Consider the following 24,906-nt stretch of genomic DNA (forward strand, 5'->3'; position numbering starts at 1 on the left):
AAGGAGATCATCATGGAAAGTGCCGCTACTCCTACCGTCAGGCAGGGTACATCCATGGCCGAACAGATGAAGAATCTTGCGAAGCTTCGCATGCAGCGACAGGTTCTCAAGGATCCGGCCATGGCTCGTGAGTTGGTAAAGACTCAGGCCACCGCAACCTACAACGCCGACGCTAATCTTGTTCAGAGCGCCGTTTCCACTCTTGGAAGCGCCTAGTCATATTCTCGTTACGGCAGAAGACGCCCTCGCAGCGAACGCTGCGGGGGCGTTTTTTATGGCGGGCTCACTGTGTTGGGGAAGGGCTTTCTGCAAACTCCGGGAGTCGTTCGTCCTGAATATACTCGGCATCGAACCAGCGGGCCTCAAGCTGCTGGAGGAAGCCGTCATTATGAGACTGTTCTATGAACTTGTTCAGCATTTTCAGAAGCTCTGGCTGATTCTTGTGGACGGCCACGGAAAGGTCGAACTCGTAGAGGGGCGGGTCGAGAATCTTGTAATCGCTTGCCTTGAACTCCAGCAGCGAAAGATAGTGGTGAACGGTATGCCTGTTGACCACGACGGCGTCCAGTCGGCCCCGGTCGAGCATCTCCATGAGCATTCGCATGGATACGGCACGTGCGGTCTTGATCGTGCCTTTCTCCGCAGCTGCGTCGAGGCTGGGGTATGCGTTTCCGTGAATGAGTCCGATGCGTTTGCCGCGAATGGACGTGATCGAGGAGTCACGAATCACCGAATTGGCCGGAACCATCAGGTGGTCGCCACTGCGCCACAGGGGGGTGGTGAACTCCATGTGACGCCTGTTTTCGCTCGTGACGAAATCTCGGCGTTCAGGCTGAATGCATCAGCCTTGCCCATGGCCAGCCATTCGTCCATGCGTTTTCGTGGCAAACAGACCTTCTGAATGGTGGTGTCAGGGTTATTTGCCTCGAATCTGTCGAGGAAGTCGATGAACATGCCGCGACCGCTTTTCTCGGTGCCGTCGGCCTTGCCCATCCAGTAGAATGGAGGATAGCGCCCGCCAAAAACCATCACGTATTCCGAAGCCAACGCCTCTATGGGAAGGAGCAGCAGAAGAGTGAAGAGTATGAGCCGGACACGCATCAAATGCATAGTATTGAAATGCTGGTTGCCGTCAAGGGTTCTCAACCATTTTGGGTTTGCTGAAAAAAAGGCCCCGGAATCCGGGGCCATTATATCTTATGATTGTGACGTTTTGGTTTTCTTGCGCTTGCTTTTGCTTTGCGAAAAACGCTTTACGTCGATGCCGTATTTTTTCACCTTGTAGTTGACTATCCGGTAGGAGACGCGCAGGTCCCGCGCGGACTGGAGCATGTTTCCGCCGGTCTTCTTCAGCGAATCCACCAACAGCTCCTGCTCGAACTTGGCCACGGCCTCGCCGAAGCTGAGGTTGGTGCCCGTGGCCGAGCTTTCCGCGGTCTGCAGCGTGGGCGGCAGGTGGTAGGTGCGGATGACCTCCTCCTCGCACAGAAGCACGGCGCGCTCCATGCAGTTTCGCAGCTCGCGTACGTTGCCGGGCCAATGGTACATGGTCAGCAGCTCGATGGCCGGGGTGGAGATGCGTCGGACCTGCTTGCCGTATTCGCGCGTGAAGTCTTCGAGGAAGTGCTCGGAGAGCGGCAGGATGTCCTCGCGGCGCTCCTTGAGCGGCGGGATGAACACCGGGAACACGTTGATGCGGTAATACAGGTCCTCGCGGAACAGGCCCTTTTCCAGCAGTTCTTCGAGCGGCTGGTGCGTGGCGCAGATGAGGCGCACATCAACCGTGATGGTCTGCTCGCTGCCGACGCGCTGGATTTCCTTTTCCTGAATGGCGCGCAGTACCTTGGCCTGTGCGTCAAGGGAGAGCTCTCCGATTTCATCGAGAAAGAGTGTTCCCTGATCCGCGATCTCGAAGAGGCCGCGCTTGGTCTGGAACGCGCCGGTGAAGGCGCCTTTCTGGTGGCCGAAGAGTTCGGATTCGATCAGCTCCGAAGGCAGGGCCGCGCAGTTGAGCTTGATGAGCGGTTTGTCGGCGCGCGGGCTGGCGGCGTGGATGAACTCGGCCAGCAGTTCCTTGCCTGTGCCGGACTCGCCGCGCAGCAGCACGGTGGCGCGGCTTGGCGCGACTTGAGCACCCTGGCGAAGCACCATGCGCATGGCCTTGCTCGCTGCCACGAAGTTGGCTGGCGGTGAGGTTTCGCCGGACGTCACGCCTTGCGTCAGGAGATGGTTTTGCATGGCCATCTCTTCCTGCAGCCGGGCCACATGGTAGGCGATGAAGCCCGCGACCACCTCCAGGAACTGGCGGTGGCCTTCCATGTCATCCATGGGGATGAGCGGAACGTCCACGGACAGCGCGCCGATGACGTCCATGCGCTCGCCCTCGGGAGAGCGGTTCAGGACCGGCACGCAGATGAAGCCGAGCTTCTTGAGTTCTTCCTCGCTCCGGCCAAAGGCCTTGTTGAGGAAGCCCGGATCGTCGGACATGCGCGGCACGATGACCGGTTTCCCGGTCTCGAACACGCGGCCGACAATGCCTTTTCCCGGCGCATAGGTCACTTCTTCGGACATGGCCGGGCTGTAGGTCAGCGAGAGTTTCAGGTTTTCGGTCTTGGGGTCCATGATGACCAGAAAGGCCCGAATGTACCCCATGTCCTCGGCAAGGGTCTTGAGCAGGGCGTTGAGGCTCTCCTCAAGCGGTCCTTCGCTGCCGAGAACGTCCTGAATCTGCTGCAAAGTGGTCAGGTACGCCACATCGGGGGCGTCCTGATGGTGAATAGCCATATGTTCCTCGCTAGGCGTCCTGTTTGGCGCCGAGTTCGAGTGCCTTAAGGTTAACGTCCACGATTTTTGCCTTCATGTTCGCGCGGATGGCCTCGGCCATCGCTTCGACGGTCACGGGCGTCTTGCCCGATGCGGCCAGCGCCCCGAGCAGGGCGATGTTGCCCGCCTGGACGGCTCCGGCCTCAAGGCCCAGCGTCTGGCAGGGCAGGAAGCGGAAGTCGTCGGTGCAGGCCTTGACCGCGGTTTCCACCTCGTCAAGGGACGGGCAGGTCTCGCGGCCGGTGGCAACGGAAAGGGGCAGCATGTACTCCGAGCTGGAGAACACGGTACCGCCCGGCTTGAGATACGGCAGGGCGCGAAGCGTCTCCATGGGCTCAAAGCCGAGCAGCACGTCTGCTTCGCCGTGGCCGATCTTGGGGGACTTGCAGCCGATGAGCACGGTGGATTCCACCACGCCGCCGCGCTGGGCCATGCCGTGGATCTCGCCGGAGGTCACCGGCAGTCCGAGGTGCAGCACGGTCTGGGTCAGCAGGGTGGTGGCGGTCAGGGTTCCCTGCCCGCCGACACCGGTCATGAATATGCGGATGGGCTTGACGTCACTCATGGTTAGCCCCTCTTTTTCGCTTTGATGTTGGGACAGATCTGCAGGCAGAGCATGCAGCCGGAACACAGGAGTTCATTGACCGCTGCCTTGTCACCGTCCTTGTAGATGGCGGGACAGGCGAGCTTTTCCAGACATTCGTAACGGCCGGAGCAGTTCTCGGTCACGTAGGCCACCTGCGGCTTGCTCTGGCGGGTGATCCTGCGGGCATACAGCGGGCAGGGCTCTTCGGCGATGAGGACGCGCACGCCCTTCATGTCCTTGAGTTCCTCCAGCGCGGCCACGGTTTTCTTGCGGTTCAGCGGGTTCACCTTGCGGATGACTTCCACGCCCACGCCTTCACAGGATTTGGCGATATCAACGCGCGAGGGGTTCTCGCCGAGCACGGTGTGGTGTACGCCGGGGTTCGGCTGGTGCCCGGTCATGGCCGTGGTGTAGTTGTCGAGGATCACCAGCAGCAGGTCGTGCTGGTTGAAGACCGCGTTGGCCAGTCCTGACAGGCCGGAGTGGAAGAACGTGGAGTCGCCGATGAAGGCGACCACGGTCTGCCCGGCGGCCAGTGCCGCGCCGCCGCCTGCGGATACGGACGAGCCCATGCAGAGCAGGAAGTCCGCGCAGGAGAGCGGGGGCAGCAGGCCCAGCGTGTAGCAGCCGATGTCGGAAGAGTAGATGGCGTCGTCGCCAAAGACTTCGCGGGTGGCGAAGAACGCGCCTCGGTGCGGGCAGCCCGCGCAGAGGTTCGGTGGCCGCATGGGCAGGTTGTCCCGGCCTTCGCAGCAGTCCACGGTAACGGCCTGTTCCCCGGCCACCTCGCGCACGGCGTTTTCCACCATGGTTACGGTGAATTCGCCGTTCTGCGGCAGCAGGTTCTTGCCGAAGATTTCGATGTCCAGCGAGTTCTTCTGGGCCAGCACGCGCAGTTCGTTTTCCAGAACCGGCTCCAGCTCCTCGACCACCAGCAGCTTCTTGAGGCCCTTCATGAAGTCAAGCGCCATGGTCTCGGGCAGCGGGTAGCTCATGCCGAGGTCGAAGACCTTGACCTTGCCTTTCAGCCCGGCGTTTTCAAGCGCGTCGCAAAGGTATGCGCGGCTGATGCCGGATGCGGCGATGCCGATTTCTCCGGCGCCGGAGACGGTGTTGTAGGGGCTCTTTTCCGCTTCCTCGCGCAGCGCGTCGAGACGGTCGAGCAGTTCGAGATGCATCCGGCGGGAAAAGGCCGGGATGGGCACGAACCGGGACGGGTTCTTGGTAAATCCCTTGGCTTTGCCGGGGTCCGGGGCGTTGCCGAACTCCACCGGGCCGCGCAGATGGTTCACGCGGGTGGTGGTGCGCAGCATGACCGGCGCTTCGTGCTTTTTGGACATGGCCAGCGCGTCGCGGGTCATGTCCTTGGCTTCCTGCGCGGTGCTCGGTTCAAAAACCGGCATGCCGCCGAGGCGGGCGTAGATGCGGTTGTCCTGTTCGTTCTGGCTGGAGTGGCAGCCCGGGTCGTCGGCCGAGAGCAGCACGAACCCGCCGGGAGCGCCGGTGTAGCACAGGGTCATGAGCGGGTCGGCGGCGACGTTGACGCCCACGTGTTTCATGGTGGTCAGGGTCAGCGCCCCGGCCAGTGTGGCCCCGCCGCCAACTTCAAGGGCGACTTTCTCGTTGACCGAGTATTCGAAATAGTACTTCCCTTCCGGGGAAAGGCGGAAGAAGGTGTCCGGCGCTTCGGAAGAAGGCGTGCCGGGGTAACATGTCACAACCTGGATTCCGGCCTCGACGGCACCTCGGACGATTGCCTCGTTACCGAGGAGCAGGTGCGTTTCGCCGGGGTTGTCGGCCAGCAGTGGGTGCGGCATCGTAATCTCCGTTGATGGTTACTTTTTCAGTTGCTGCAACTTGTATTGGACGAATTCCTTGTCCGCGGTCGGGGTCTCCAGGAGGGCTTCCCAGGCCTTGAGCGCGGCGTCGGTCTTTCCTGCGGCTTCAGCGGAAAGGGCCATCTGGCGGTAGATGGTCGCGGCGAAAGACTCCGGAGCGTCCTCGGACAGTTCCTTCAGGAGCGTGTAGGACTCTTCGGCCTTTCCGGCGAGGATCAGCGCCTTGGCCCGGCCCATGCCGGCCACGATGGAGACGGTGTCGTCGCTGTTCTGGGCGAGGCGTTCGTAATACTCGGCGGCCTTGCCGTAGTTTTCGGTCTGCATGCAGGCTTCGCTCAGCTCGAGCAGAATGGCGGGCTCGACACTGGAGGGAGCATCTTCAAGAAGCGCTTCCAGCTTGCTCACGCGGTCCGCGCCCTGCTGGTTCATGAGGATCTCGCCGAGGGCGGTCTGGGCTTCGCTTTCCGCATTGGCCCGCTGCCAGCGCACGAGGCCGAATACGGCCGCGATCACGAAGATGGCGGCAATGCCCATGACGATCTGCTTCTTGTACTTCACCACGGCTTCGAAGGCCGGGTGCATGGTCTCGGGGATCTTTTCTTCAAGATTGGAAAAGTCGTTGGAATTCCTGGTTTCGTTCTCGCTCATGGGAGCCTCTTCCTCCGATTCAATATGGTATTATACGCAAAGTGAAAACGCGTCGAAAGCAATGCTTTCGGACGCTCCCTGCAACTAACCAAAATTGTAAAAACAGTCAAAGGGTAAATGCGACAAACTTGGCGAAAAGCGTTGTTTGTGGTCATCTCGACCATGCAATCATGTGGGGGATTTTACATCTTTGCCAAGATCTTGAAGCGTTACGCTGTCGGACAGGGGCCGGGCCAAGAATGTCAAACCGCGAAGCTGTCCTGAAGAAGCTCCGCCTGCAGGGCGGACGTGGCGTGTGATGTCGAGGTGCAGGGCGGTTATGGGGTATGATGTTCGAAAAGTCCAAGTTTTTTTATAACAATCCACGGTTTGACAATGCGGCTGGCTGGTGCATAACGTCTGTGCCCCGCATGCTACGATCACAATAAGACCCGGAGGAATACGCATGAGTATCCGCGACGACATGCTCGCCATCGGCCAGAAGGCACGGGAGGCATCCCGCGCCCTTTCGGCGGCGTCCGGCACGGCCAAGGCCGATGCCCTGAACGCGCTGGCCGACCTGCTCGAATCCGAGACCGAGGCCATCCGCCAAGCCAACGCCGAAGACCTCAAGGCCGCCGAGGCGCGCGGGCTGGACAAGGCCCGGCTGCAACGCCTCACCATCAGCGACAAGGTGCTCGGCTCCATGATTCAGGGCTGCCGCGAGGTGGCCGCCATGTCCGACCCGGTGGGCGAGATCGAGTCCATGGTCAAGCGGCCCAACGGTATGCTCGTGGGCAAGATGCGCGTGCCCCTCGGCGTCATCGCCATGATCTACGAGTCCCGGCCCAACGCCACCATCGACGCGGGCATCCTCTGTCTCAAGGCGGGCAACGCCGTTATTCTGCGCGGCGGGTCCGAGGCGTTTCATTCCAATAAATGCCTTGCCGGGCTGATGCACCGCGCCCTCGAATCCGCAGGGCTGCCGCGCGAGGCGGTCCAGACCCCGCCCACCACGGACCGCGAAGCCGTGGCCGAACTGCTCTCGCTGGAAGAATACATCGACGTGGTCATCCCCCGAGGCGGCGAGCTCATACGCGCCGTCACGGAGCAGGCCCGCATGCCGGTGCTCAAGCACTACAAGGGCGTCTGCCATACGTTCGTGGACGAGACCGCCGACCTTGCCAAGGCGCTGCCCGTCATCGAAAACGCCAAGATGCAGTACCCGAGCGGCTGCAACGCGCTGGAGTGCCTGCTGGTGCACCGCTCCGTGGCCGGCGAGTTCCTGCCCGGCGTGGCGGCGCAGCTCGGCCCCAAGGGTGTTTCTTTCAAGGCCTGCCCCGAGAGCCTGCCGCTGCTGGGTGGATACGCCGAAGGCGCGGCTCCGGAGGATTGGGGATACGAGTTTTTGGACCTGGTCATGGCCGTGCGTGTTGTCGCCGACATGGATGAAGCCATGGAGCACATCGCCCGTTACGGTTCCAACCACACCGAGGCCATCCTGACCGAAAGCCAGTCCCGCGCCATGCGTTTCATCCGCGAGGTGGATGCCTCGCTGGTGGTCGCCAATGCCACTACCCGATTCAACGACGGCGCACAGCTCGGCCTTGGCGCGGAGATCGGCATCTCCACTTCCAAGCTTCACGCCTACGGCCCCATGGGCGTCAAGGAGCTGACCTCCACCAAGTTCGTGCTGCTGGGCGACTGGCAGATTCGCGAATAGACTGGAGACAAATTGACTTGGACGGGGCCGGGACGCTGGAGCGTTCCGGCCCTTTTTTGCGGCCCGGCCTTGCGAAACCACGGCAACGCGTAGTACTAACACCGCCTCCAGCATCACCCACAAAAGGAGCCGCTCCTATGAAGCTCGGCATACTCGGCGGAACGTTCAACCCCCTGCATATCGGCCACGTACGTATGGCAATCGAGGTGCGCGAGGCGCTTTCGCTCGACATGGTCGAGCTGGTCCCGGCCGCGGTGCCGCCGCACAAGAGCGGCGAAAACATCCTGCCCTTCGAGCTTCGCATGGACATGGTCAACCGCGCCGTGCGGGACATCCCCGGCCTGAACGGCAACCCGCTGGAAGGCGAGCGCTCCGGCCCGTCCTTCACCTGCGACACCCTGACCTGCTACCGCGACGACAAGCCGGAAAGCGAGCTGCACTTCATCATGGGCGCGGCCACCTTCCTTGAGGTGCCTAACTGGAATCGCGGCATGGAAATCCCGCAGCTTGCCAACCTCGTGGTGGTCAACCGCTGGGAAGCGTCCCGGCGCACCGCAGAGTTCATCGCCGAGACATGGCCGGACGCCACCCGCGAGGCCGACGACCTCTGGCGTCTCTCCGGCGGCAACGCCATTCGCTCCGTGGAGATACCCCGGCTGGACATCAAGGCCGGAGAGCTGCGCGAACGCTGGCTGGACGGCCGCAGCCTGCGCCTGCTTGTTCCGCCCGAAGTCGAGCCTTTCCTTGAAGAACACCGTGGCGTCGTGCAGAGCGTCTGGTCCTCCTGATCGTCCCTGCCCGGAGCTTTCTTTCGGTCATATTTGTCTTCTGATAATATAGACATGTCTATAGATGCATGGCAGAGTTCTCCCAAAGAGGAGACTCGATATGCAAAGCGACATGCACTATTTCGGAACATATGTGATGGCCCGGTGTGCCGGGCTGAAACCTGAGGCCTGCCGGATTCTGGCCAGCGCCTCGCAACTGGTGGACGACAACGGGGCCAAGGGCGAGTTGGACTTCTTTGACGGAGCCACGCTCAACAGCGAAGCCACCGGCCACCACTGGTGGCAGGGCGAGAACCTCGACCGTGACGACCAGCGGCAGGTCTGGGTTCCGTTTCACTTTTGCCGGGCAACTCGGGCGACACCTATTCCGAGCGGCTGATCTGCGAGCCTGACAGCGACATCGCCCGGACCATGATGGACCACCATCTTGCCATGGCCGACCGACCGTACGCCCTGCATCTCATGGGCGTTGGCGCGCACGTCTATGCCGATACCTTCGCCCACTACGGCTTCTCCGGCATCAGCAGCGACTACAACCGCGTGAGGCAGGATTCGTTCGAGTACGGGGAGAACTCCGCGTCGATTCTGGACTACGTGACTGGCAAATGGGAGGCGTTTCAGGGTGAGCTTGCCGACGTCTCGGCCCTCGGCCACGGCGGGATGCACACCTATCCGGACAGGCCGTTTCTCAAGTGGCGTTTCGATTACGAGCTGCCAAGCCGCCCGCCGAACCCCATGCGCGACAACACCGTGACCTACGAGCGGTACTGCCGCACCGTGCACGGCTACTTCACCCGCTTTGCAGAGGCCCGGCCCGACCTCGCGGATGCGGGCGCGGCCAAGGAGTTCGGGCTGATGCAGGATGTGGTCAAGGCCGCGCTAGCCCATGAGGGGCCGAAACACGAGCGCGCACAGCAGTGGCGCACGGCCATGCGAGACGGGTCCTTCGGCTTCCGGGAGGACATCCCGCCCTACGTCGGAACCGACTGGCTGGTGGAGAAGGATGTCGCCCTGAACAACCGCAGCTCTGCGGAAATGCTCAGCTCCAACATCTTCCACTTCTATCAGGCGGCCAGCCTGCACAGGCAATACGTGCTCCGGGAACTGCTCCCGCAGAACGGCCTGCTTGTCGCGTAAAAAAACGCCCCGCTTCGGCGGGGCGTTTCCTTTTCGGCATGAAAGCCGCATCACGACCGCTCATCCACGATGGGCGGGTGCTCGTCGAGATTGTAGAGGCCGCGCAGGGGGATGGGCAGGTTATAGGCCGGTATCTTCTCGAAGCGGATGAAGCCCACGTTCTTGGTCTCGTTCATGCCGCACAGGGCAGAGAGATTGGTGGGCACCGGGAAGGTCAGCGCGGTGCACGCGACCGTGGTAATTCTTGTGGAATAGCGCTCTTTGAGGTATTCGATGATGGTGTCGCGTTCCTCCGCCGTAAAGGCCTCGAGCACGAGCCTGCGACAGTCGTCGTCCGGATTGGTGGGACCGTTGAAAAGGCTCTCCCAGTCATAGGCGGTCTCCTCCCCCGGCTCCCAGTCCGGCCGGAAGAGATGGACGTCCACGTCGCGGCGTCCCTTGAAGCTCTTGATGGTCATGCGGATGGTCCATGCCCTGTCGATGAGCAGCGGGCTTTCCGGAGGAGTGACGGTGATTTTCATGTGACGGCTCCTTGTGTCGTCGGCTATGAAACCATGCTTGAACCATACAGTTTTTCCGCTAACTCAACAAGACCATCCTCGGGATTGCATGCCTGACTTCGAACTCGTCACCAAGTATTCGCCCAAGGGAGACCAGCCCGAGGCCATCCGCCAGCTCGTGGAAAACCTCAGCACGGGCGTGCGTGATCAGGTGCTGCTTGGCGCCACCGGCACCGGCAAGACCTTCACCATGGCCAACGTGGTGGCCGAACTGAACCGGCCCGCGCTGGTGCTCGCGCCCAACAAGACGCTCGCCGCCCAGCTCTACAGCGAGTTCAAGGGGCTTTTCCCGAACAACGCCGTCGAATATTTCGTCAGCTATTACGACTACTACCAGCCGGAAGCCTACCTGCCGCATTCCGACACCTACATCGAGAAGGACTCGTCCATAAACGACGACATCGACAAGCTGCGCCACGCTGCCACGCATGCGCTGCTGACCCGCCGCGACGTGCTCATCGTGGCCTCGGTCTCCTGCATCTACGGCCTCGGCTCGCCCGAGTATTACGCAAAGATGATCATCCCAGTGCAGGAGGGCGACACCCTCTCCATGGAGTCCCTGCTGGCGCGGCTGGTGGAGGTCCACTACGAGCGAAATGACTACGACTTTCACCGAGGCACCTTCCGCGTTCGCGGCGACGTGGTGGAGATCATCCCGGCCTACAAGCGTGAGCAGGCCATCCGCATCGAATTCTTTGGCGACGAGATTGATTCCATCACCGAGACCGACCCCATCACAGGCGAGGTCAAGGCGCGCCTCAGAAAGACCGTCATCTACCCCGGTTCGCACTACGTCTCGGACAAGGAGAACCTCGACCGCGCCACGGACGCCATCCGCGACGAGCTGCGCGTGCGGCTCAACGAACTCAAGGGGTTGAACCGGCTGGTGGAGGCCCAGCGGCTGGAGCAGCGCACCATGTTCGACCTCGAAACCATCGAGGAGCTGGGCTACTGCAACGGCATCGAGAACTACTCCCTGCATCTGGACAACCGCAGGCCGGGCCAGCCGCCCGCGACGCTGTTGGACTATTTTCCAAAGGACTTCATCCTTTTTGCCGACGAGTCGCACATCGCCATCCCGCAGGTGGGCGGCATGTATAACGGCGACCGCTCCCGCAAGACCACGCTGGTGGACTTCGGGTTCCGGCTGCCTTCCGCGCTTGATAACCGCCCCCTCGGGTTCGACGAATTTCAGGAGCGCATCGGGCAGGCCGTGTACGTTTCGGCCACGCCCGGCCCGTGGGAGATAGAGCGCGCGCAGGGGCTGGTGGTGGAGCAGGTCATCCGGCCCACCGGCCTGCTGGACCCGCAGGTGGAGGTCCGGCCCGTGAGCGGCCAGATCGACGACCTCATGAACGAGTGCCGCAAGCGCCAGAAGAAGAACGAGCGCGTGCTGGTGACAACGCTCACCAAGCGCATGGCCGAGGACCTCACGGACTACCTCAACTCCATGGGCGTGGAGGCCAAGTACCTGCACTCGGACATCGACACCGTGGAGCGCATGGCGGTCATCCGTGCGTTGCGCGAAGGGGAGTTCTCCGTGCTGGTGGGCATCAACCTGCTGCGCGAAGGATTGGACATCCCCGAGGTTTCATTGGTATCCATCATCGATGCGGACAAGGAGGGGTTCCTCCGATCGGCGCGGTCGCTCATCCAGACCTTTGGCCGCGCGGCCCGCAACGATGGGGGCAGGGTCATCCTGTACGCCGACAAGGTGACGCGCTCCATGCGCGAGGCCATGGACGAGACCGCGCGCAGGCGCGAGAAGCAGCAGGCGCACAACGAGCGGCACGGCATCGTGCCGGAGACGATCATCAAGGCCGTGGAAAACCCGCTGGAGATGATCTCCGGACGCGGCGAATCCGGGAAGCGCGGCAAGCGGTTGCCCGACCTTCCCGAGAGCCTCGACCCCAAGCAGGCGCAAAAGCTCGTGCGCCAACTGGAAAAGGAAATGCGCGAGGCGGCCAAGGAACTGGAGTTCGAGCGGGCGGCGCAGCTTCGGGACCGGATAGCCGAAATCCGGGAACAACTGCTCGTATACGGATAGATTTATGGCATTTCGAAATCTGCACTGCAGGCTGCTGGCCCTCAAGGCCCATCTCGGAACCTACTGGAGCATGCTCCTCGGGGCGCTGTTCAGCTTCATCGTGGCCGCCACCGGGGTGGCGGGGTTCATGCTCATCGAAGGATGGGATTTCGTCAGCGCCTTCTACATGGTGGTCATCACCCTTTCCACCGTCGGGTATCTCGAAGTGCACGAACTCTCCGCCCAGGGGCGCATGTTCGCGGCGTTCCTGATTATCGGCGGGGTGGGAAGCTTTCTCTACATCGCGGCCGCCTTTGCCCAGGTTCTGGTGGAAGGACGGCTGCAAGTTCTCTGGGGGAAACGGAGAATGCAACGACAGATCAGCAAGCTCAGGGATCATTTCATCGTCTGCGGATACGGCCGCATCGGAAGCATCGTCTCGCAGGAGATCAAGAACGAGGGCCACGAGGCCGTGGTCATCGAGCAGGATCCCAAGCTGATTGAGATCATGGAACAGGAAGGCGTTTTGTGCATCGAAGGCGACGCCACCAGCGACGAGATTCTGCTCATGGCAGGCTCATGAACGCCAAGTCCCTCATCAGCGCCCTGACGTCCGAGGCGGCCAACGTCTACGTGACCCTCACCGCGCGGCAGCTCAATCCGGACATCAACATCGTGGCCCGCGCCGGGGACCGTTCGCACATCTCCCGGCTGGAGCTGGCCGGGGCCGACCGCGTTGTCCTGCCGCACTTCATCGGCGGCATCCGCATGGCCCAGAGCGTTCTGCGCCCCACGGTCACGAACTTCGTGGAGATCGCGGTACGCGGCGGGCTGGACCTGCAGATGGAGGAGCTGGAAGTCTCCCCGACCTCTGTGCTGGTGGACAAGGACCTCATGAACTCGGACATCAGGCCCAAATACAATCTCATCGTCATCGGCATCAAGAAGGCCGACGGCGAGATGGTCTTCAACCCCGGCCCCAAGGAAGTCATCCACTCGGGAGACACCCTCTTGGCCGTGGGCAAGAAGACCGACCTGAACGCCATCAAGGAAATCCTCTAACCATACGGAACTCCATACATGTCCAACAAGGAAGCCGCGAAGCGCATTGAAGAGCTTCGCGGTCTCATCGACTATCACAACCACCGCTACCATGTGCTCGACGATCCCGAGATAGAGGATATCGAGTACGACGAGCTGTTTCGTGAGCTGCAGGCGCTTGAGGCCGAGCATCCGGAACTGGCCGACGAAAACTCGCCCACGCGCCGCATCGGTGACAGGCCCGCCTCGGGCTTCGAGCAGTACGAGCACGCCATGCGCATGTACTCGCTCGACAACGCCATGGGGCTGGAGCAGTGGGACGCCTTCTGCGACCGCGTGGCAAAGGGTCTTGACGGCACCGAGCCGAAATACTGGGTGGACCCCAAGATGGACGGCCTCGCGGTTGAGTGCGTTTACGAGAACGGCCGCCTCGTCATGGCCGCCACGCGCGGCGACGGGCATGTGGGCGAGGTCGTGACCCACAACATGCGTACTGTGATGAACCTGCCGCTGACCCTGCGCGGCGCGGGCGTGCCCCGGCTCTTGGAGGTGCGCGGAGAGGTTGTCATGCGCGTGGAGGATTTCGAGCGGCTAAACAGCGACCAGCGGGCCAGGGGCGAAAAGGTCTTTGCCAACCCCCGCAACGCCGCAGCCGGTTCCATCCGCCAGCTTGATCCGAAAGTCGCTGCCGCGCGTCCGCTGCGTTTCATGGCCTACGGCATCGGGCGTGCGGACTGGGGCGGGCCGCTCTTTGAGAAGAGCACGCAGGCCGAGATCATGGCGGCCGTGACCGAGCTGGGATTCGAGACCCCGCCGGGCGCACGGCTTTGTTCCGGACGGGGCGAGGTCGCCGAGTATTTCAAGGAAATCCTGACCGGCCGCGAATCCATGCCCATCGAGATCGACGGGGTGGTCGCCAAGGTCAACGGGCTGGAGCAGCAGCAGGCCCTCGGGTTCACCTCCCGCGCGCGCGCTGGGCCATGGCCCTCAAGTTCCCGGCGCACCAGGCCAGAACAACGCTGAACCGCATTCGCGTGCAGGTGGGGCGCACCGGCGTCCTGACCCCGGTGGCCGAGCTTGAGCCCGTGCATCTGGCCGGGGTGGAAGTCTCCCGCGCCACGCTGCACAACAAGGCGTACATTGCGGAAAAGGACCTTCGCGAAGGTGATACCGTGCTCATCCAGCGTGCCGGGGACGTCATCCCGCAGGTGCTTGAGTCCGTGGAGCACGCCGAGGGTTCGCGCGAGTACGAATTTCCCGCCACCTGCCCGGTGTGCGGCAGCGAGACCCGCGAGGACGGCGAGGCTGTGCGCTGCGGCAACCCCCACTGTCCGGCCAAGACCGTGCAGCAGCTCATCCATTTCGTGTCCAAGGCGGGCATGGACATGGAGGGCGTCGGCAAAAAGTGGGTGCAGCGCCTTGCCGAGGACGGGCACCTGAACGACCCGGCCGACCTCTTCACGCTGCCCAAGACCACCCTGCTCAAGTACGGAGGCATGGGCGACAAGTCCGCGCAGAAGTTCGTGGACGCCGTGGAGCACGCGCGCAAAAATGCGCCGCTCTGGCGGGCCGTGGCCGGGCTGGGCATCCGTCACGTTGGCGAGCAGACCGCGAGGCTACTGGCAGACACCTATTCCTCGCTGCACGAGATAGCCTCGGCCACGCGCGATGAGCTGGAGGCGCTGCCCGACGTGGGCGGCATCATGGCCGAAAGCATCCGCACGTTCTTTCAGGCCGAACCGACGAAGCGGCTGCTGGAGAAGTTCCGCGAGGCCGGGTTCGAGCCGCGCTCCGAGCCCAAGCCTGCGGCGGAAGAGGCCGGGGCCTTGCCGTTGGACGGCAAAACGTTCATCTTTACGGGCAGCCTGTCCGGCATGTCGCGCACCGAAGCGCAGGACATGGTGGAGGAACTCGGCGGCAAATCGGTCAAGTCCATTTCCAAGAAAGTGGACTACGTTGTTGCCGGGGAAAAGGCGGGAAGCAAGCTCGACAAGGCCGAAAAGCTCGGCCTGACGGTAATCGATTTTGACGAATTCCTCGCGTTGATCGAGGAAAGCAAGAAGGAAGGAGAGTGACAATGGCTACCGACGTTATCATCATCGGCGCGAAAGGACGCATGGGCGCGACCCTTGCCGGACTCGCCAACGCCGACGACGACCTGAATCTCAAGGCCGTGTGCGAGCGGCCCGGCAACTGCGACGGGCTGGAAACCTACGGCTGCATGTGCGGCGACGACCTGAACGCGCTGCTGCCGGACTGCCCGGGCGCGGCCATCGTGGACTTCACCTCGCCCGAGGCGAGCGTGTCCACGGCAAAGATCGCAGCCGGGCACGGCAATCCGCTGGTCATCGGCACCACCGGCCTGAACAAGGAGCAGGTGGCAGAGCTGGAAGGGCTGGCGAAGCAATCCCCCATCTTCTGGGCTCCGAACATGAGCGTGGGCGTGAACGTGCTGCTCAAGCTGATGCCCATGCTGGTGGAGGCGCTCGGCCCGGATTACGACATGGAGATTTCCGAGATTCATCACAAGATGAAAAAGGACGCGCCCAGCGGCACGGCCCTGAAGCTGGCCCAGTGCCTTGCCGAGGCCCGCGGCTGGATTTACGATGACGTAAAGTGCCACTGCCGTGACGGCATCATCGGCGAACGCCCGCAAAACGAGCTTGGCGTGCAGACCCTGCGCGGCGGCGATGTGGTGGGCGACCACACCATGTACTTCTTCGGCCCGGGCGAGCGCATCGAGGTGACGCACCGCGCCCACTCGCGCGAGACCTTTGCCTCCGGCGCCTGCGCGCGGCCAAATGGCTCGCCGCCCAGAAGCCCGGCAAGCTCTACGCCATGGCCGACATCTTCTAGGCAACCGACCCATACGGCAATCAGAGGGCGGCCCGAATGGGCCGTCCTTTTTTTGTGCGGGACAGAGCGGTCTGTTTCAAGGGAGTGTCAGTGGTCGATGCACTGCCATTTCTGGCAGTTGAATCAATCTTCCTTGCCGCCGACAAACTTGCTGGCGTTGTAGCTGGATCGGACAAGCGGGGCCGAGAACATGTGGGGGATGCCCTTGGCGCGGCCTGCAGCGCCGAATTCGTCGAAGCCTGCGGGCGGCACGTAGCGTTTAACCAGCGGGTGGTCCTTTGTGGGCTGCATGTACTGGCCCACGGTGACGATGTCGCACTCCACGGCCGCAAGGTCGTCAAGGACCGCCATCACTTCGGAATCGCGTTCGCCGAGGCCGACCATCAGGCCGCTCTTGGTCGGAATCCCGGGCGCGATGGCCTTGGAGCGTTTCAGCAGCTCAAGGCTTTGCCTGTAGTCGGCCTGCGGGCGGATGGCGTCGTACAGGCGCGGCACCGTCTCCACGTTGTGGTTCATGATGTCCGGGCGCTCGTCAAGAACGGTGCGAAGCGCAGCCTCGTCGCCCTGGAAATCGGGGATAAGCACTTCCACCGTGGCCTTCGGCAGTTCTTCGCGAATAGCCCGGATGGTCGTGGCGAAATGGCCCGCCCCGCCATCGGGCAGGTCGTCGCGCGTGACGGACGTGACCACCACGTGCCGCAGTTCCAGCCGCTTGGCAGCCTCGGCAACGCGCTTCGGCTCAGTGGGGTCAAGCGGTTCGAGGTCACCGGAAATGATGTTGCAGAACCGGCAGTTGCGCGTGCAGATGCCGCCCATGATGAGAAATGTCGCGACCTTCTTGCCAAAGCATTCCCACGTGTTGGGGCATTTCGCGCTCTGGCAGACGGTGTTCAGCCCGAGGTCCCTGATGAGGCCCGAGGTGCAGGTGAAGTTCTTGTTCTGCGGCAGCTTGACTCTAAGCCACGGCGGAATCCGCAAAGGCTTTTCTGAATTCTTGGGCGAAGACATCTTTGACTTCCTCGACGCTGATTTCCCTTCCGGCCTCGGCGCTCATGGAGGTGGGCGCGGCGCCTGAATGCCGCAAAGGGTGATGAGGTTGAACAGGCTCACATCCGAGCCGACGTTGAGGGCCAGCCCGTGATAGGTGACCCATTTGCGGACGCCGATGCCCATTGAGCATATTTTCCGGGTCTCGTCCACCCAGACGCCGGGATGTCCCTTTCGACGGACGCAGTCGATGCCGAAATGCGCGCAGGTGTCGATGACCGCCTGCTCCATGTCGTGGAAGAACGTCCGCATGCCGCCGGGCCGCTTTGCAACGCGCCAGATGGGGTAGCCCACGAGCTGGCCGGGGAAATGGCAGGTGATGTTGCCGCCGCGGGTCGTCTGGGCGGCCTCGATGCCCTGTTTCGCAAGAAATGCCTCGGAGACGTGCAGGTTCTCGCCGCCGCCCTGCCTGCCGTAGGTGATGACCTTGGGGTGCTCCAGCAGGTACAGGGTGTTATCCTTTTCGCCGTCGATGACCGCCTGAAGCGTCTCCAGTTGCAGCGCTTCGGCGTCCTTGTACGAGATCAGTCCGAGATCGACGATGTTCATTTCTGTTCGGGTTTTTTCTTGAAGGTGACGGGCAGTTCCAGCGCACCGGACTTCTGGTCCACAGTGTCGGTCTCCGGCCAGTGGGCCTTGACGGACTGGCCGGGGAAGAGCGGCAGCGCCCCGGTCTTGTAGCGAAGCAGGGTCAGGCCGCGCTCGGAGCAGCCGTACTGCGCCTTGCCGCCTTCCACGTCAAAAGGCTCGGAGACCGCGCGGGCCATGCCTTCGCGCCGCTCGCTGTCGCGGGAGAGGTACAGGAAGTTCAGGCTGACGCTCTTCTTGGTCAGCCGGGCCTTGCGGGTAATGTCCTCCAGCCACTGGGGCGCGTCCTTGACATCGAAATTGAAGTGGCACCATCGGCCGTGGCTCGTGCCCGGCATGGGGCATGCCCCGGAATGGGGGCAGGGTGCCAGCGGGGTCAGCCCGTTTTCCATAAGCCGTTCGCGCATGATGCTGATGATCCGGCCCGTGAGTCGCACGCCAGTCTCAATGAGCAGGACGTTGCCTTCGGGCTTCACGCCGCCCAGCAGGGTCTTGGCGATCTTGCCGCCGAGGCTGTCCGCGTTTTTCCCGGCCCAGTTCAGCTCGTTGAAGGCGTTGGCCGCGATGACCAGATCGGCCTTTTCGCGCATGGGCTTGGTGATGTCGCCCTTGATGAGCTTGAACCGCCACGGGCATTTGCCCGCCACGGCCTTGGTCAGGGCCTTGAAGATGTCCATCCCCGCCTGCATGGAGGCCGGGGCCTTGTCGATGCAGATGAAGTTGAGCTTGCGGTAGCGCAGCTCGGGCCGGGCGATCCACAGGGCCAGCGGCGCGGTGAGCGGCCCGGAGCCGAGGTCCGCGATGGTCGCGCCGTCCTGAAGGTCCGGGGCGAGGCCGCCGAACAGCCGGGTGAAGCGGTACAGGTTCCACGGCAGGAAATAGTAGAGATAGGCGGAAAGGAACTTGCCCTCGCTCATGTAAATCTTTCGCGCTTCGCTCCGGTCCGTGGTCAGGCTGCGGGACATGTCCTTGATGTTGCCGGGCAGAAAGCGGAAGTGCTTGCCCTTGAGCGGGTAAGCCTCGCGCAGGGCGGGACCGACCGCTTCAAGAGTCTCGGCGATTTCGGGTTCCAGCGGCGGAAAAAGTGTATCAGCCACATGGGTAAAACGCATCCTTTTGACGAAGTCGTCAGTGAAATTTTCATTGTCTGTGAGGTCGACCGGCCTGATGCCTTGCGGCAGCCGCTCAACCCACACTCTGGCCTCCGGCGAGGCAAGGAGCCGTTGGGTTCCGGAAAGGGACGTGTTTCCCGCCCGCAGAACGCGGCTGCCGATGCCCGCGGGCAGGAACCCGAGCCGCTCCAGATCGCCGATGTCGGCATGCTCGCCCAGCGCCCCGGCCAGATGCATGGCCTTGAGCCCGGAAGGGCGCAGCCCGGCGGTTCGCAGCAGGGTGCTGACCGCAAGATCGAAGGCCGCCTTGACCTTGAGCAGTTCCTCCACGTCCGAGGCCAGCAGGTGCAGGCCCTCGCCGCAGTCGAAGGAAGGTTCGCCGTGCCGATCTTTCAGCCGGGTCGCCAACCGCGTGGCCAGTGGTGTGGTTCCATGACCGAATCGACCGGATTCGTCAAGGACGCCGTGGTTCAGCAGCAGGGCGGCAAGGGAGAAATACGCGGTCCCGGTCATGCCCGGATGCCCGGCCTTGCCGGGCAGGGAAACCGGCCCAAGGCCGCTTGGTGAAAGCTCGAACCCTGTCACGGCTCCGGGTCCGGCGGTGCGGCCGCAGGAAAGCCCGACCCCCTCGATGGCCGGTCCCATGGGCACGCTCGCCACCAGCCGTTCGTCCGGTGAAAGCGCCAGCACGAACTCGCCGTTGGTGCCGAGGTCGGCCAGCAGAAACGGATACTCCGGCGGCACCTCCCCGCACTCCACGGCCACCAGCCCGGCGCTCAGGTCAGCCCCTACGAACGGCCAGCAGCGGCGGGATGTACGCTCTGGGGATGCCTTTGGCGATGGTGCGCTCGTCCCCGCCCTGATAGCTCAGCCTGTAAGGAGCCGCAGCCAGCGTGGAGCCGTCCAGCCCCAGCAGCAGATAGGTCATGACCGAGTTGCCGGACACACAGAGCGCCTCGCACCTGCCGCCCGTGCCTCTTTCAAGGTCAAGAGTGAGCGAGCGGATGCGCTCGGACACCAGACGCCTGAGCGTCTCAGCCCCACCGGGCCGCAGGCTGTGAGCCAGCCGGGACATGACTTCGCCGCCCAGTCCGTTCTGCGGGTTCAGCTCCCCGCCCTCCGCAATGACTTCCGCACCAGAGAGTGCGGACCATTGCAAAGTGGTGGTGCCGAGGTCAATAGCCAGCGAAAAGCGTTCAGTATGGGGAATGTCCCGCGTTGCCTTCCGGGAAGCACGGACCGGTTCGGGCAACTCGATTTCGCAAGGCTCGGCAGGATGCAGGCATGCCAGCCGCCAGCCGGATTCCAGCGCGGCCTCGGAGAGCTTTTTCATCTCCTCCGCAGCAGGCTTCGGCGCGGAAGAAATGAAGCGAACACGACACAAACCGCAGCGGCCCAGCCCGGCACACAGCGGCACGCCCGCCCACAGCCCGGTCAGGAACACGATGTGCTCCAGCGGCTGCTCCGGTGCGGCGGCTGTCTCAATGGTGCGCCCGTCATGGGTGTGGATGAGTATCACGGTCTCTCCGGTATGGCGTGGGTTGCAATCAGGCGTCAGCCTAACGCCTGAGAACCGAATTGTATAGGTTCTTTGCCGTGCGGTGCCTCCGGCGGTCCTTCGGAGAGCAGGGCGCTGCCATGCACCCGGCAAAGGGGATAATCCCCTCTGCACTCCCTGACTTGAAGGCGTCGGCAGGGAGCGAAAGCCTCACGCGGCCGGATAATTTCGCCGAAGGCAAGCCAAGAGTTTTTGGAGATTCTCAAGAACCTTTTTGCTAAAAAGGTTCTTGAGCCGCCGGAGGCATATATAAGCCAATAGAAAACCCCCTCGTTCGAGGAACGAGGGGGCTTTCTGTTGGTAACTTGCTATGTGTCTCAGGATTTCTTGTCGTTCATGAGGGCGACGCCTGCGCCGAGAATGATGAGTGTCAGCACGAGGAAGGTGATGAACATGTCTTTCTGGATGGCGCCCCAGATGATGTAGAGGGATCCTGCGGCGGCCATCAGCGGGCAGAGGAAGCGGCTGAAGAGGCTGAGGTCCTTGAAGGTTTTCATGACCCAGATGTAGATGGAGATGTAGATGACGTAGAGGAACGCGATGGGCAGTTCGGAGATGTCCATGAACTGTCCCCACCAGCCTTCGAAGTTGCCGTACCAGACCACCAGCCAGAAGCTGGAGAGGATGAAGCCGAGCAGTGAGGAGGTGCTGGTGCTGTTGTTGGTGGGGTGCACGCGGCGGAAGTATTCGGGCTTGGGGCCCATATTGCGGGAGGCGATGGAGAACATGCCGCGCGCCGAGCCCATGATGAGGCCGTTGAGGGTGCCGAGGCAGGAGATGACGACGAAGACGGTCAGTGCGGTGCCGCCGAGCTGGCCGAACACGAGGCCCATGACGCGCACGGGGGCGGCGTCGCCTTCGGCGAGCACCTGATCGTTGGTGAGCACGCCGGAGATGCCGAGGTAGTAGAGCATGTAGATGGTGGCCACGGCGATGGTTCCCACGACCAGAGCGCGGGGCAGGGTGCGCTTGGCGTCGCGCAGTTCTGCGTTGATGACGGTGGCGATGATCCAGCCTTCGTAGGCGAACGCGGTGGACAGGGTTGCCACGGCGAGGCCGCCGCCTCCGCCGGAGACGGTCTGCGCGGCGAGGCGGAAGTTTTCCATGGTCTGGCCGTTGGTCAGGCCGAGGAAGCCGCCGACGATGGCCACGAGAAAGAGCGGCACCAGCTTGATGGCGGTGGAAGTGACCTGCCACTTTCCGGCCAGAATGGGCGAGAGGAAGTTCAGCAGGAAAAAGACTGTCATGTAGACGAAGGAGATGGCCCAGACGCCGGACTCCATGCCGAGCAGGCCCACGGTGTAGTTGGCGGAGACCCATGCGAGCACGGCCACGAGCGTGGGGTAGTAGACGAAGGTCATGAACCACGCGACCATGTAGCCGGCTTTTCTGCCGTAGGCCTGTTCAAAGTAGTCGACCACGCCGTTGACCTTTTCGATGCGGGTGGCGATTTTCGAGAACACGTAGGCGGTGACGACCATGATGGTGCCGCCTATGAGCCACGCCAGCAGCGCGGTGGGCAGGTCGCCGCCGGAGGCGTTGAGCACGTCGTCGGCCTTGAAGAAGACCCCCGAGCCGATGACGATTCCGATGACCATGGCGGTCGCGGTCCAAAATCCGTATTTTTTCTGTAGATTGTCCATGATGATTCGCTAGCTTCTCTGTTGCCGTCCGGTCGGCGCGGCAACGGTCCGTACCTCACAGGTGCGCGGCGCAGCGGCGCGCGCAACTCCCCCTCATGACGAATCGCGGTTTCCGTTCAGGAAACGTTGAATAGGTCTACTTGCTCTGAACGGGCAAAAAAGTCCAGTTTTTTGTCTTTTTGCGAAGCGGGCGCCGGAAAAATCACGGCAAAACAGCAGGATGCCGCGCCGGAGTTCCGGGGGGCCGCCCGAGCCGGGAGTTTTTAGCCGAGAAAGCGGATGGCGTCGGCGAGATGGTCCAGCCAGATGTTGGCGAAGGCGTCGTACTGGCCGAGGCCGCGTTTGACGCTGGTGACGGTGAACCCTTCGGCTTCGAGGCGGGTCTGCCACGAGTCCGTGCTGTTGCCGGACATGTCTTCGGCCACGTGGTATCCGGCCGCGAACATGAGCGGCTGGAGGGTGACGGAGGTGATGCCGAGGGTGCGGAAGCGGGCGATGACGGTGTCGAGGCTCGGTTCGAGCTTCATGGCTCCGATGTGCGCGTGGGGGACGTGCTCGCGCAGGTAGCCGTCGAGGCGTTCATAGTAGCTGTGGCTGTGATGCCGGGAGCCGTGGCCCATGAGCAGCAGGGCGTGATTGTCGGCCTCGGGCGCGAACTGGGTGCGGATGGCGTCCGCGACACGTTCGAGTTCGTCGTCGGTCTCCGCGCCGAGGAGCGGGTCGCCCACTTCCACGCGCTCGAAGCCCTGCTTCATGGCCTGCCGGGCGCGGTGGCGAAGGGTGTCGAACCCGCCGCCGGGGATGACGTGCAGCGACTGGATGGCCACGCGGCTGACGCCCCCCGTCCGGAGGCGATCGAAGAGTTCTTCCATGGACTCCACGTCCTCGCCTTCTTCTTCGAGCCGGACGCGGATGTGGTGCGAGGCCACGATGGTTTCGAGGCGCATGTCGGGCCAGAGTTCGCGGACGCGTTTGCACATGTTCTCCATGGCGGCGGCGGCGCGGATGTGACGGGAGCCGTAAGCGGCGAGGACGATGGCTTTGTTCATGGGTTCTTTTTTTACCAGTGCGAGCGAAAAGTAGTGGGGTTTGGCGGGAGCGTCCTTGATGTCCATGAGGATGGATTCCTCGTCCATGCCCAGCCGGGACACCAGCACGGTGTTCTCGGCCAGCCGCAGTTCTTCGAGGGTGTCCCGTATTGCGTCGAAATTGCGGTAGGTCTTGAGTATCACGGCATTGTCCGCCGCGTCCAGTGAGGCGCGCAGCTCGTCCGGGGAGCACACGCCGGGGATGACCACGAGGTTCTCGCCGGATTCGCACAGGGGCGCGCCGACCTTGGCGGCTGCGGCCTGATAGGAGGTGATGCCCGGCACGACCTCGATGCGCGTATCCGGGACACGGTCGAGCAGGGTACGCAGCAGGTAGCCGAAGGTGCTGTAGGTCAGCGGGTCCCCGAGGGTCAGGAATACGGCGTTCTTGCCCGCTGTCAGCAGTTCGTCGGTCAGGCGGGCGTTTTCGTCCCACGCGGCCTGAAGCACTTCGCTGTCGCGGGTCATGGGAAAGCCGAGACGCACCACTTGGGTGTCCTCGCGCATGTGCGGGCGGGCGATGTCCAGCGCGGTGGAGTAGTCGTTTTTGGTGGAGGACGCGGCCAGCACCACGTCCGCGTCGCCGAGAACGCGCGCGGCCTTGATGGTCATCAGTTCCGGATCGCCGGGGCCGACGCCCACGCCGTAGAGGGTTCCTCGTTTCATCTATGCTTCCTTGAAGATCGGTCGGGAGCCGGACAATGGCGGTTCCCGACGCGTTGGTCAATTATTGTACAACAGGCCGCGCAGCTTTCTGGCGGCGTCGAGCAGTTTCGGGGTCGGGCGCGAGACAAGGGCTTCGTCCACAAGAAAGACCCTGCCTTCCCGTACGGCCCGGATGGCTTCAAAGCCGGGCTCATTCAGGATTTCGTCCCGGGTGATTGCGTTCATCCTGCCCACTTGCGCCACGTAGGCGTCGATGCGGTGCCCTGCGGCCAGAAGCCGTTCCTTGCCGCAGTCCGCGATGTTGCTGCCGTGACGGGAGGGCGCGTCCGGAACGGCGTTGATGCCGCCCGCAGCTTCCAGTACCAGCATGGGCATGGAGCCGGGGCTGAAGGTCCGGTAGTAGCGGTGGATGGCCTCGAAAAAGACCATGGGCTTCTCGGTATGGGGGATGGCCTTGTTCCGTTTTTGCAGGTCCGCCAGCCCGGTGCGGAAGTCGTTGACCATGGTTTCGGCTTCGGCTTCCCGCCCGCTCAGGCGGCCGAGGGCCAGCCAGTAGGCGTACATCTCCTCGGGCGTGTTGGGCTGGAGCGCCAGCACGGTCACGCCCTGCCTGCGAAGCGTTTCCCAGATGCCGGGATGGGCGCGCTCGTGCATGGGCCGGATGAGAACAAGGTCCGGTGACAGGGCCAGAAAGCGTTCCGCACCGTCGCGTGAGCCGAGCACGGCCCGAGCTTGAGTCGTTGATTCGGCATCGGAGCGGGAGACTCCGATGAGGCGCTTGCCCGCGCCCATGGTCAGCAGGTTTTCGGTGTGCGCGGGGTAGAGCGAGACGATGCGCGAAAACGGAACGTCAAAGGTAACGGTCCTGCCGAGGGCGTCCGTCACCGTGGCGGCGCGGGCAGCAAAGCCGGTGAGCAGGATCATGGTCAATGCGATGGCTAGCCGTTTCATTGCGGGCTCCTCAGGGCGATGCGCGGGCGTCCGGTGAAGGGGTCCGCGTCCACGCGGGCCTCCACGCCGAAGGCGCGGGCGATGACCTCGGGGGCCAGCGCGTCTTCCACCGGGCCGGAGACGACAGCCTTGCCTCCGTGCAGCACGGTGACGGTGTCGGCAAAAGCGGCGGCGAGGTTCAGGTCGTGCAGCACCGCGATGACGGTGCCTCCGCGGCGCAGCGTTCGGCCAGCAGGGTCATGACCGAC

General features: G+C 63.0%; 19 protein-coding genes and 5 pseudogenes. 9 read left to right on the forward strand and 15 right to left on the reverse strand.

Features of this window, described 5'->3' with window-relative positions:
* The first annotated feature begins 12 nt into the window (after positions 1 to 12).
* On the forward strand, positions 13 to 216 hold the full coding sequence (locus JCM12178_RS08265) for a hypothetical protein (RefSeq protein WP_054650411.1): 204 nt from the start codon (positions 13 to 15) through the stop codon (positions 214 to 216).
* Positions 217 to 283: 67 nt separating this feature from the next.
* Here the strand turns inward: JCM12178_RS08265 and JCM12178_RS08270 are convergent, their stop codons facing one another.
* The 6 genes from JCM12178_RS08270 to JCM12178_RS08295 form a co-directional block, all read right to left on the reverse strand.
* Positions 284 to 790: a substrate-binding periplasmic protein gene (locus tag JCM12178_RS08270; RefSeq protein WP_054650413.1), complete on the reverse strand. Its 507-nt coding sequence runs from the start codon at positions 788 to 790 to the stop codon at positions 284 to 286.
* On the reverse strand, positions 748 to 1,110 hold the full coding sequence (locus tag JCM12178_RS08275; protein WP_157054832.1) for a hypothetical protein: 363 nt from the start codon (positions 1,108 to 1,110) through the stop codon (positions 748 to 750). Before JCM12178_RS08275 ends, JCM12178_RS08270 begins: the two co-directional genes overlap by 43 nt.
* An 87-nt stretch (positions 1,111 to 1,197) precedes the next feature.
* Complete coding sequence (locus tag JCM12178_RS08280; protein ID WP_054650417.1) at positions 1,198 to 2,784, reverse strand: sigma-54-dependent Fis family transcriptional regulator; 1,587 nt, start codon at positions 2,782 to 2,784, stop codon at positions 1,198 to 1,200.
* Between the two features lie 10 nt (positions 2,785 to 2,794).
* Positions 2,795 to 3,388 carry an indolepyruvate oxidoreductase subunit beta gene (locus JCM12178_RS08285; RefSeq protein ID WP_054650419.1) on the reverse strand — a complete coding sequence of 198 codons (594 nt, stop codon included), beginning with the start codon at positions 3,386 to 3,388 and terminating at the stop codon, positions 2,795 to 2,797.
* A 2-nt stretch (positions 3,389 to 3,390) separates the two neighbouring features.
* Positions 3,391 to 5,226: an indolepyruvate ferredoxin oxidoreductase subunit alpha gene (gene iorA, locus JCM12178_RS08290; RefSeq protein ID WP_054650421.1), complete on the reverse strand. Its 1,836-nt coding sequence runs from the start codon at positions 5,224 to 5,226 to the stop codon at positions 3,391 to 3,393.
* Positions 5,227 to 5,244: 18 nt separating this feature from the next.
* Positions 5,245 to 5,895, reverse strand: a complete 651-nt coding sequence (locus JCM12178_RS08295; RefSeq protein ID WP_054650423.1) for a YfgM family protein — start codon at positions 5,893 to 5,895, stop codon at positions 5,245 to 5,247.
* A 445-nt stretch (positions 5,896 to 6,340) separates the two neighbouring features.
* On the opposite strand from JCM12178_RS08295, the gene JCM12178_RS08300 reads away from it, so the two are divergent.
* The 3 genes and pseudogenes from JCM12178_RS08300 (at position 6,341) to JCM12178_RS08315 (ending at position 9,522) form a co-directional block, all read left to right on the forward strand.
* Positions 6,341 to 7,597, forward strand: coding sequence for a glutamate-5-semialdehyde dehydrogenase (locus tag JCM12178_RS08300; protein WP_054650425.1), 1,257 nt, complete (start codon positions 6,341 to 6,343; stop codon positions 7,595 to 7,597).
* 137 nt (positions 7,598 to 7,734) lie between these two features.
* Positions 7,735 to 8,385, forward strand: coding sequence for a nicotinate (nicotinamide) nucleotide adenylyltransferase (gene nadD / locus JCM12178_RS08305; RefSeq protein WP_054650427.1), 651 nt, complete (start codon positions 7,735 to 7,737; stop codon positions 8,383 to 8,385).
* Between the two features lie 136 nt (positions 8,386 to 8,521).
* Positions 8,522 to 9,522: pseudogene (locus JCM12178_RS08315) on the forward strand (DUF6765 family protein).
* Between the two features lie 50 nt (positions 9,523 to 9,572).
* On the opposite strand, the gene JCM12178_RS08320 reads toward JCM12178_RS08315, so the two are convergent.
* Entirely contained in the window at positions 9,573 to 10,043 is a 471-nt protein-coding gene (locus JCM12178_RS08320) for a hypothetical protein (protein ID WP_054650433.1), read from the reverse strand.
* Positions 10,044 to 10,131: 88 nt separating this feature from the next.
* Here JCM12178_RS08320 and uvrB point away from each other — a divergent pair, with 88 nt between their 5' ends.
* The 5 genes and pseudogenes from uvrB to dapB all read left to right on the forward strand — a co-directional run bounded on the left by uvrB (position 10,132) and on the right by dapB (position 16,005).
* Positions 10,132 to 12,129, forward strand: coding sequence for an excinuclease ABC subunit UvrB (uvrB, locus tag JCM12178_RS08325; RefSeq protein ID WP_054650435.1), 1,998 nt, complete (start codon positions 10,132 to 10,134; stop codon positions 12,127 to 12,129).
* Positions 12,130 to 12,133: 4 nt separating this feature from the next.
* A pseudogene (locus tag JCM12178_RS08330) lies at positions 12,134 to 13,170 on the forward strand (potassium channel family protein).
* Between the two features lie 18 nt (positions 13,171 to 13,188).
* On the forward strand, positions 13,189 to 14,172 hold the full coding sequence (locus tag JCM12178_RS20800) for a DNA ligase LigA-related protein (protein ID WP_369404485.1): 984 nt from the start codon (positions 13,189 to 13,191) through the stop codon (positions 14,170 to 14,172).
* Positions 14,130 to 15,224 (forward strand): NAD-dependent DNA ligase LigA, encoded by a 1,095-nt coding sequence (gene ligA, locus JCM12178_RS20805; RefSeq protein ID WP_369404486.1) that lies wholly within the window; start codon positions 14,130 to 14,132, stop codon positions 15,222 to 15,224. The genes JCM12178_RS20800 and ligA overlap by 43 nt, the downstream gene beginning before the upstream one ends.
* Positions 15,225 to 15,226: 2 nt before the next feature.
* A pseudogene (gene dapB, locus JCM12178_RS08340) lies at positions 15,227 to 16,005 on the forward strand (4-hydroxy-tetrahydrodipicolinate reductase).
* A gap of 123 nt (positions 16,006 to 16,128) precedes the next feature.
* On the opposite strand, the gene lipA reads toward dapB, so the two are convergent.
* The 8 genes and pseudogenes from lipA to JCM12178_RS18685 form a co-directional block, all read right to left on the reverse strand.
* On the reverse strand, positions 16,129 to 17,013 hold the full coding sequence (gene lipA, locus JCM12178_RS08345) for a lipoyl synthase (RefSeq protein WP_054650437.1): 885 nt from the start codon (positions 17,011 to 17,013) through the stop codon (positions 16,129 to 16,131).
* A pseudogene (lipB, locus tag JCM12178_RS08350) lies at positions 16,961 to 17,601 on the reverse strand (lipoyl(octanoyl) transferase LipB). Before lipB ends, lipA begins: the two are co-directional and overlap by 53 nt.
* Positions 17,598 to 19,496 (reverse strand): ASKHA domain-containing protein, encoded by a 1,899-nt coding sequence (locus JCM12178_RS19590; RefSeq protein ID WP_245628683.1) that lies wholly within the window; start codon positions 19,494 to 19,496, stop codon positions 17,598 to 17,600. The pseudogene lipB and the gene JCM12178_RS19590 overlap by 4 nt, the downstream one beginning before the upstream one ends.
* A gap of 37 nt (positions 19,497 to 19,533) precedes the next feature.
* Positions 19,534 to 20,271 (reverse strand): DUF4445 domain-containing protein, encoded by a 738-nt coding sequence (locus tag JCM12178_RS19595; RefSeq protein WP_054650439.1) that lies wholly within the window; start codon positions 20,269 to 20,271, stop codon positions 19,534 to 19,536.
* 356 nt (positions 20,272 to 20,627) lie between these two features.
* Entirely contained in the window at positions 20,628 to 21,953 is a 1,326-nt protein-coding gene (locus tag JCM12178_RS08365) for an APC family permease (protein WP_054650441.1), read from the reverse strand.
* A 263-nt stretch (positions 21,954 to 22,216) separates the two neighbouring features.
* Positions 22,217 to 23,707: a precorrin-2 C(20)-methyltransferase gene (gene cobI / locus JCM12178_RS20810; protein ID WP_083465822.1), complete on the reverse strand. Its 1,491-nt coding sequence runs from the start codon at positions 23,705 to 23,707 to the stop codon at positions 22,217 to 22,219.
* A gap of 57 nt (positions 23,708 to 23,764) precedes the next feature.
* Positions 23,765 to 24,658 carry an ABC transporter substrate-binding protein gene (locus JCM12178_RS08375; RefSeq protein ID WP_054650443.1) on the reverse strand — a complete coding sequence of 298 codons (894 nt, stop codon included), beginning with the start codon at positions 24,656 to 24,658 and terminating at the stop codon, positions 23,765 to 23,767.
* Positions 24,655 to 24,906, reverse strand: a pseudogene (locus tag JCM12178_RS18685) (hypothetical protein); the annotation flags it as partial. The pseudogene JCM12178_RS18685 and the gene JCM12178_RS08375, both read right to left, overlap by 4 nt.

The sequence above is a fragment of the Salidesulfovibrio brasiliensis JCM 12178 genome (genome assembly GCF_001311825.1).
Classification (GTDB): domain Bacteria; phylum Desulfobacterota; class Desulfovibrionia; order Desulfovibrionales; family Desulfovibrionaceae; genus Pseudodesulfovibrio; species Pseudodesulfovibrio brasiliensis.

Bases quoted from the DNA above. Each gene is read 5' to 3' on its own strand.
- JCM12178_RS08270 (WP_054650413.1), bottom strand. From the start codon at position 790: ATGGAGTTCACCACCCCCCTGTGGCGCAGTGGCGACCACCTGATGGTT.
- JCM12178_RS08375 (WP_054650443.1), bottom strand. From the start codon at position 24,658: ATGAAACGGCTAGCCATCGCATTGACCATGATCCTGCTCACCGGCTTT.
- JCM12178_RS08275 (WP_157054832.1), bottom strand. From the start codon at position 1,110: ATGCATTTGATGCGTGTCCGGCTCATACTCTTCACTCTTCTGCTGCTC.
- nadD (WP_054650427.1), top strand. From the start codon at position 7,735: ATGAAGCTCGGCATACTCGGCGGAACGTTCAACCCCCTGCATATCGGC.
- JCM12178_RS08280 (WP_054650417.1), bottom strand. From the start codon at position 2,784: ATGGCTATTCACCATCAGGACGCCCCCGATGTGGCGTACCTGACCACT.
- ligA (WP_369404486.1), top strand. From the start codon at position 14,130: ATGGCCCTCAAGTTCCCGGCGCACCAGGCCAGAACAACGCTGAACCGC.
- iorA (WP_054650421.1), bottom strand. From the start codon at position 5,226: ATGCCGCACCCACTGCTGGCCGACAACCCCGGCGAAACGCACCTGCTC.
- JCM12178_RS08300 (WP_054650425.1), top strand. From the start codon at position 6,341: ATGAGTATCCGCGACGACATGCTCGCCATCGGCCAGAAGGCACGGGAG.
- JCM12178_RS08365 (WP_054650441.1), bottom strand. From the start codon at position 21,953: ATGGACAATCTACAGAAAAAATACGGATTTTGGACCGCGACCGCCATG.
- lipA (WP_054650437.1), bottom strand. From the start codon at position 17,013: ATGTCTTCGCCCAAGAATTCAGAAAAGCCTTTGCGGATTCCGCCGTGG.
- JCM12178_RS20800 (WP_369404485.1), top strand. From the start codon at position 13,189: ATGTCCAACAAGGAAGCCGCGAAGCGCATTGAAGAGCTTCGCGGTCTC.
- uvrB (WP_054650435.1), top strand. From the start codon at position 10,132: ATGCCTGACTTCGAACTCGTCACCAAGTATTCGCCCAAGGGAGACCAG.
- JCM12178_RS08285 (WP_054650419.1), bottom strand. From the start codon at position 3,388: ATGAGTGACGTCAAGCCCATCCGCATATTCATGACCGGTGTCGGCGGG.
- JCM12178_RS08295 (WP_054650423.1), bottom strand. From the start codon at position 5,895: ATGAGCGAGAACGAAACCAGGAATTCCAACGACTTTTCCAATCTTGAA.
- JCM12178_RS08265 (WP_054650411.1), top strand. From the start codon at position 13: ATGGAAAGTGCCGCTACTCCTACCGTCAGGCAGGGTACATCCATGGCC.
- JCM12178_RS08320 (WP_054650433.1), bottom strand. From the start codon at position 10,043: ATGAAAATCACCGTCACTCCTCCGGAAAGCCCGCTGCTCATCGACAGG.
- cobI (WP_083465822.1), bottom strand. From the start codon at position 23,707: ATGAAACGAGGAACCCTCTACGGCGTGGGCGTCGGCCCCGGCGATCCG.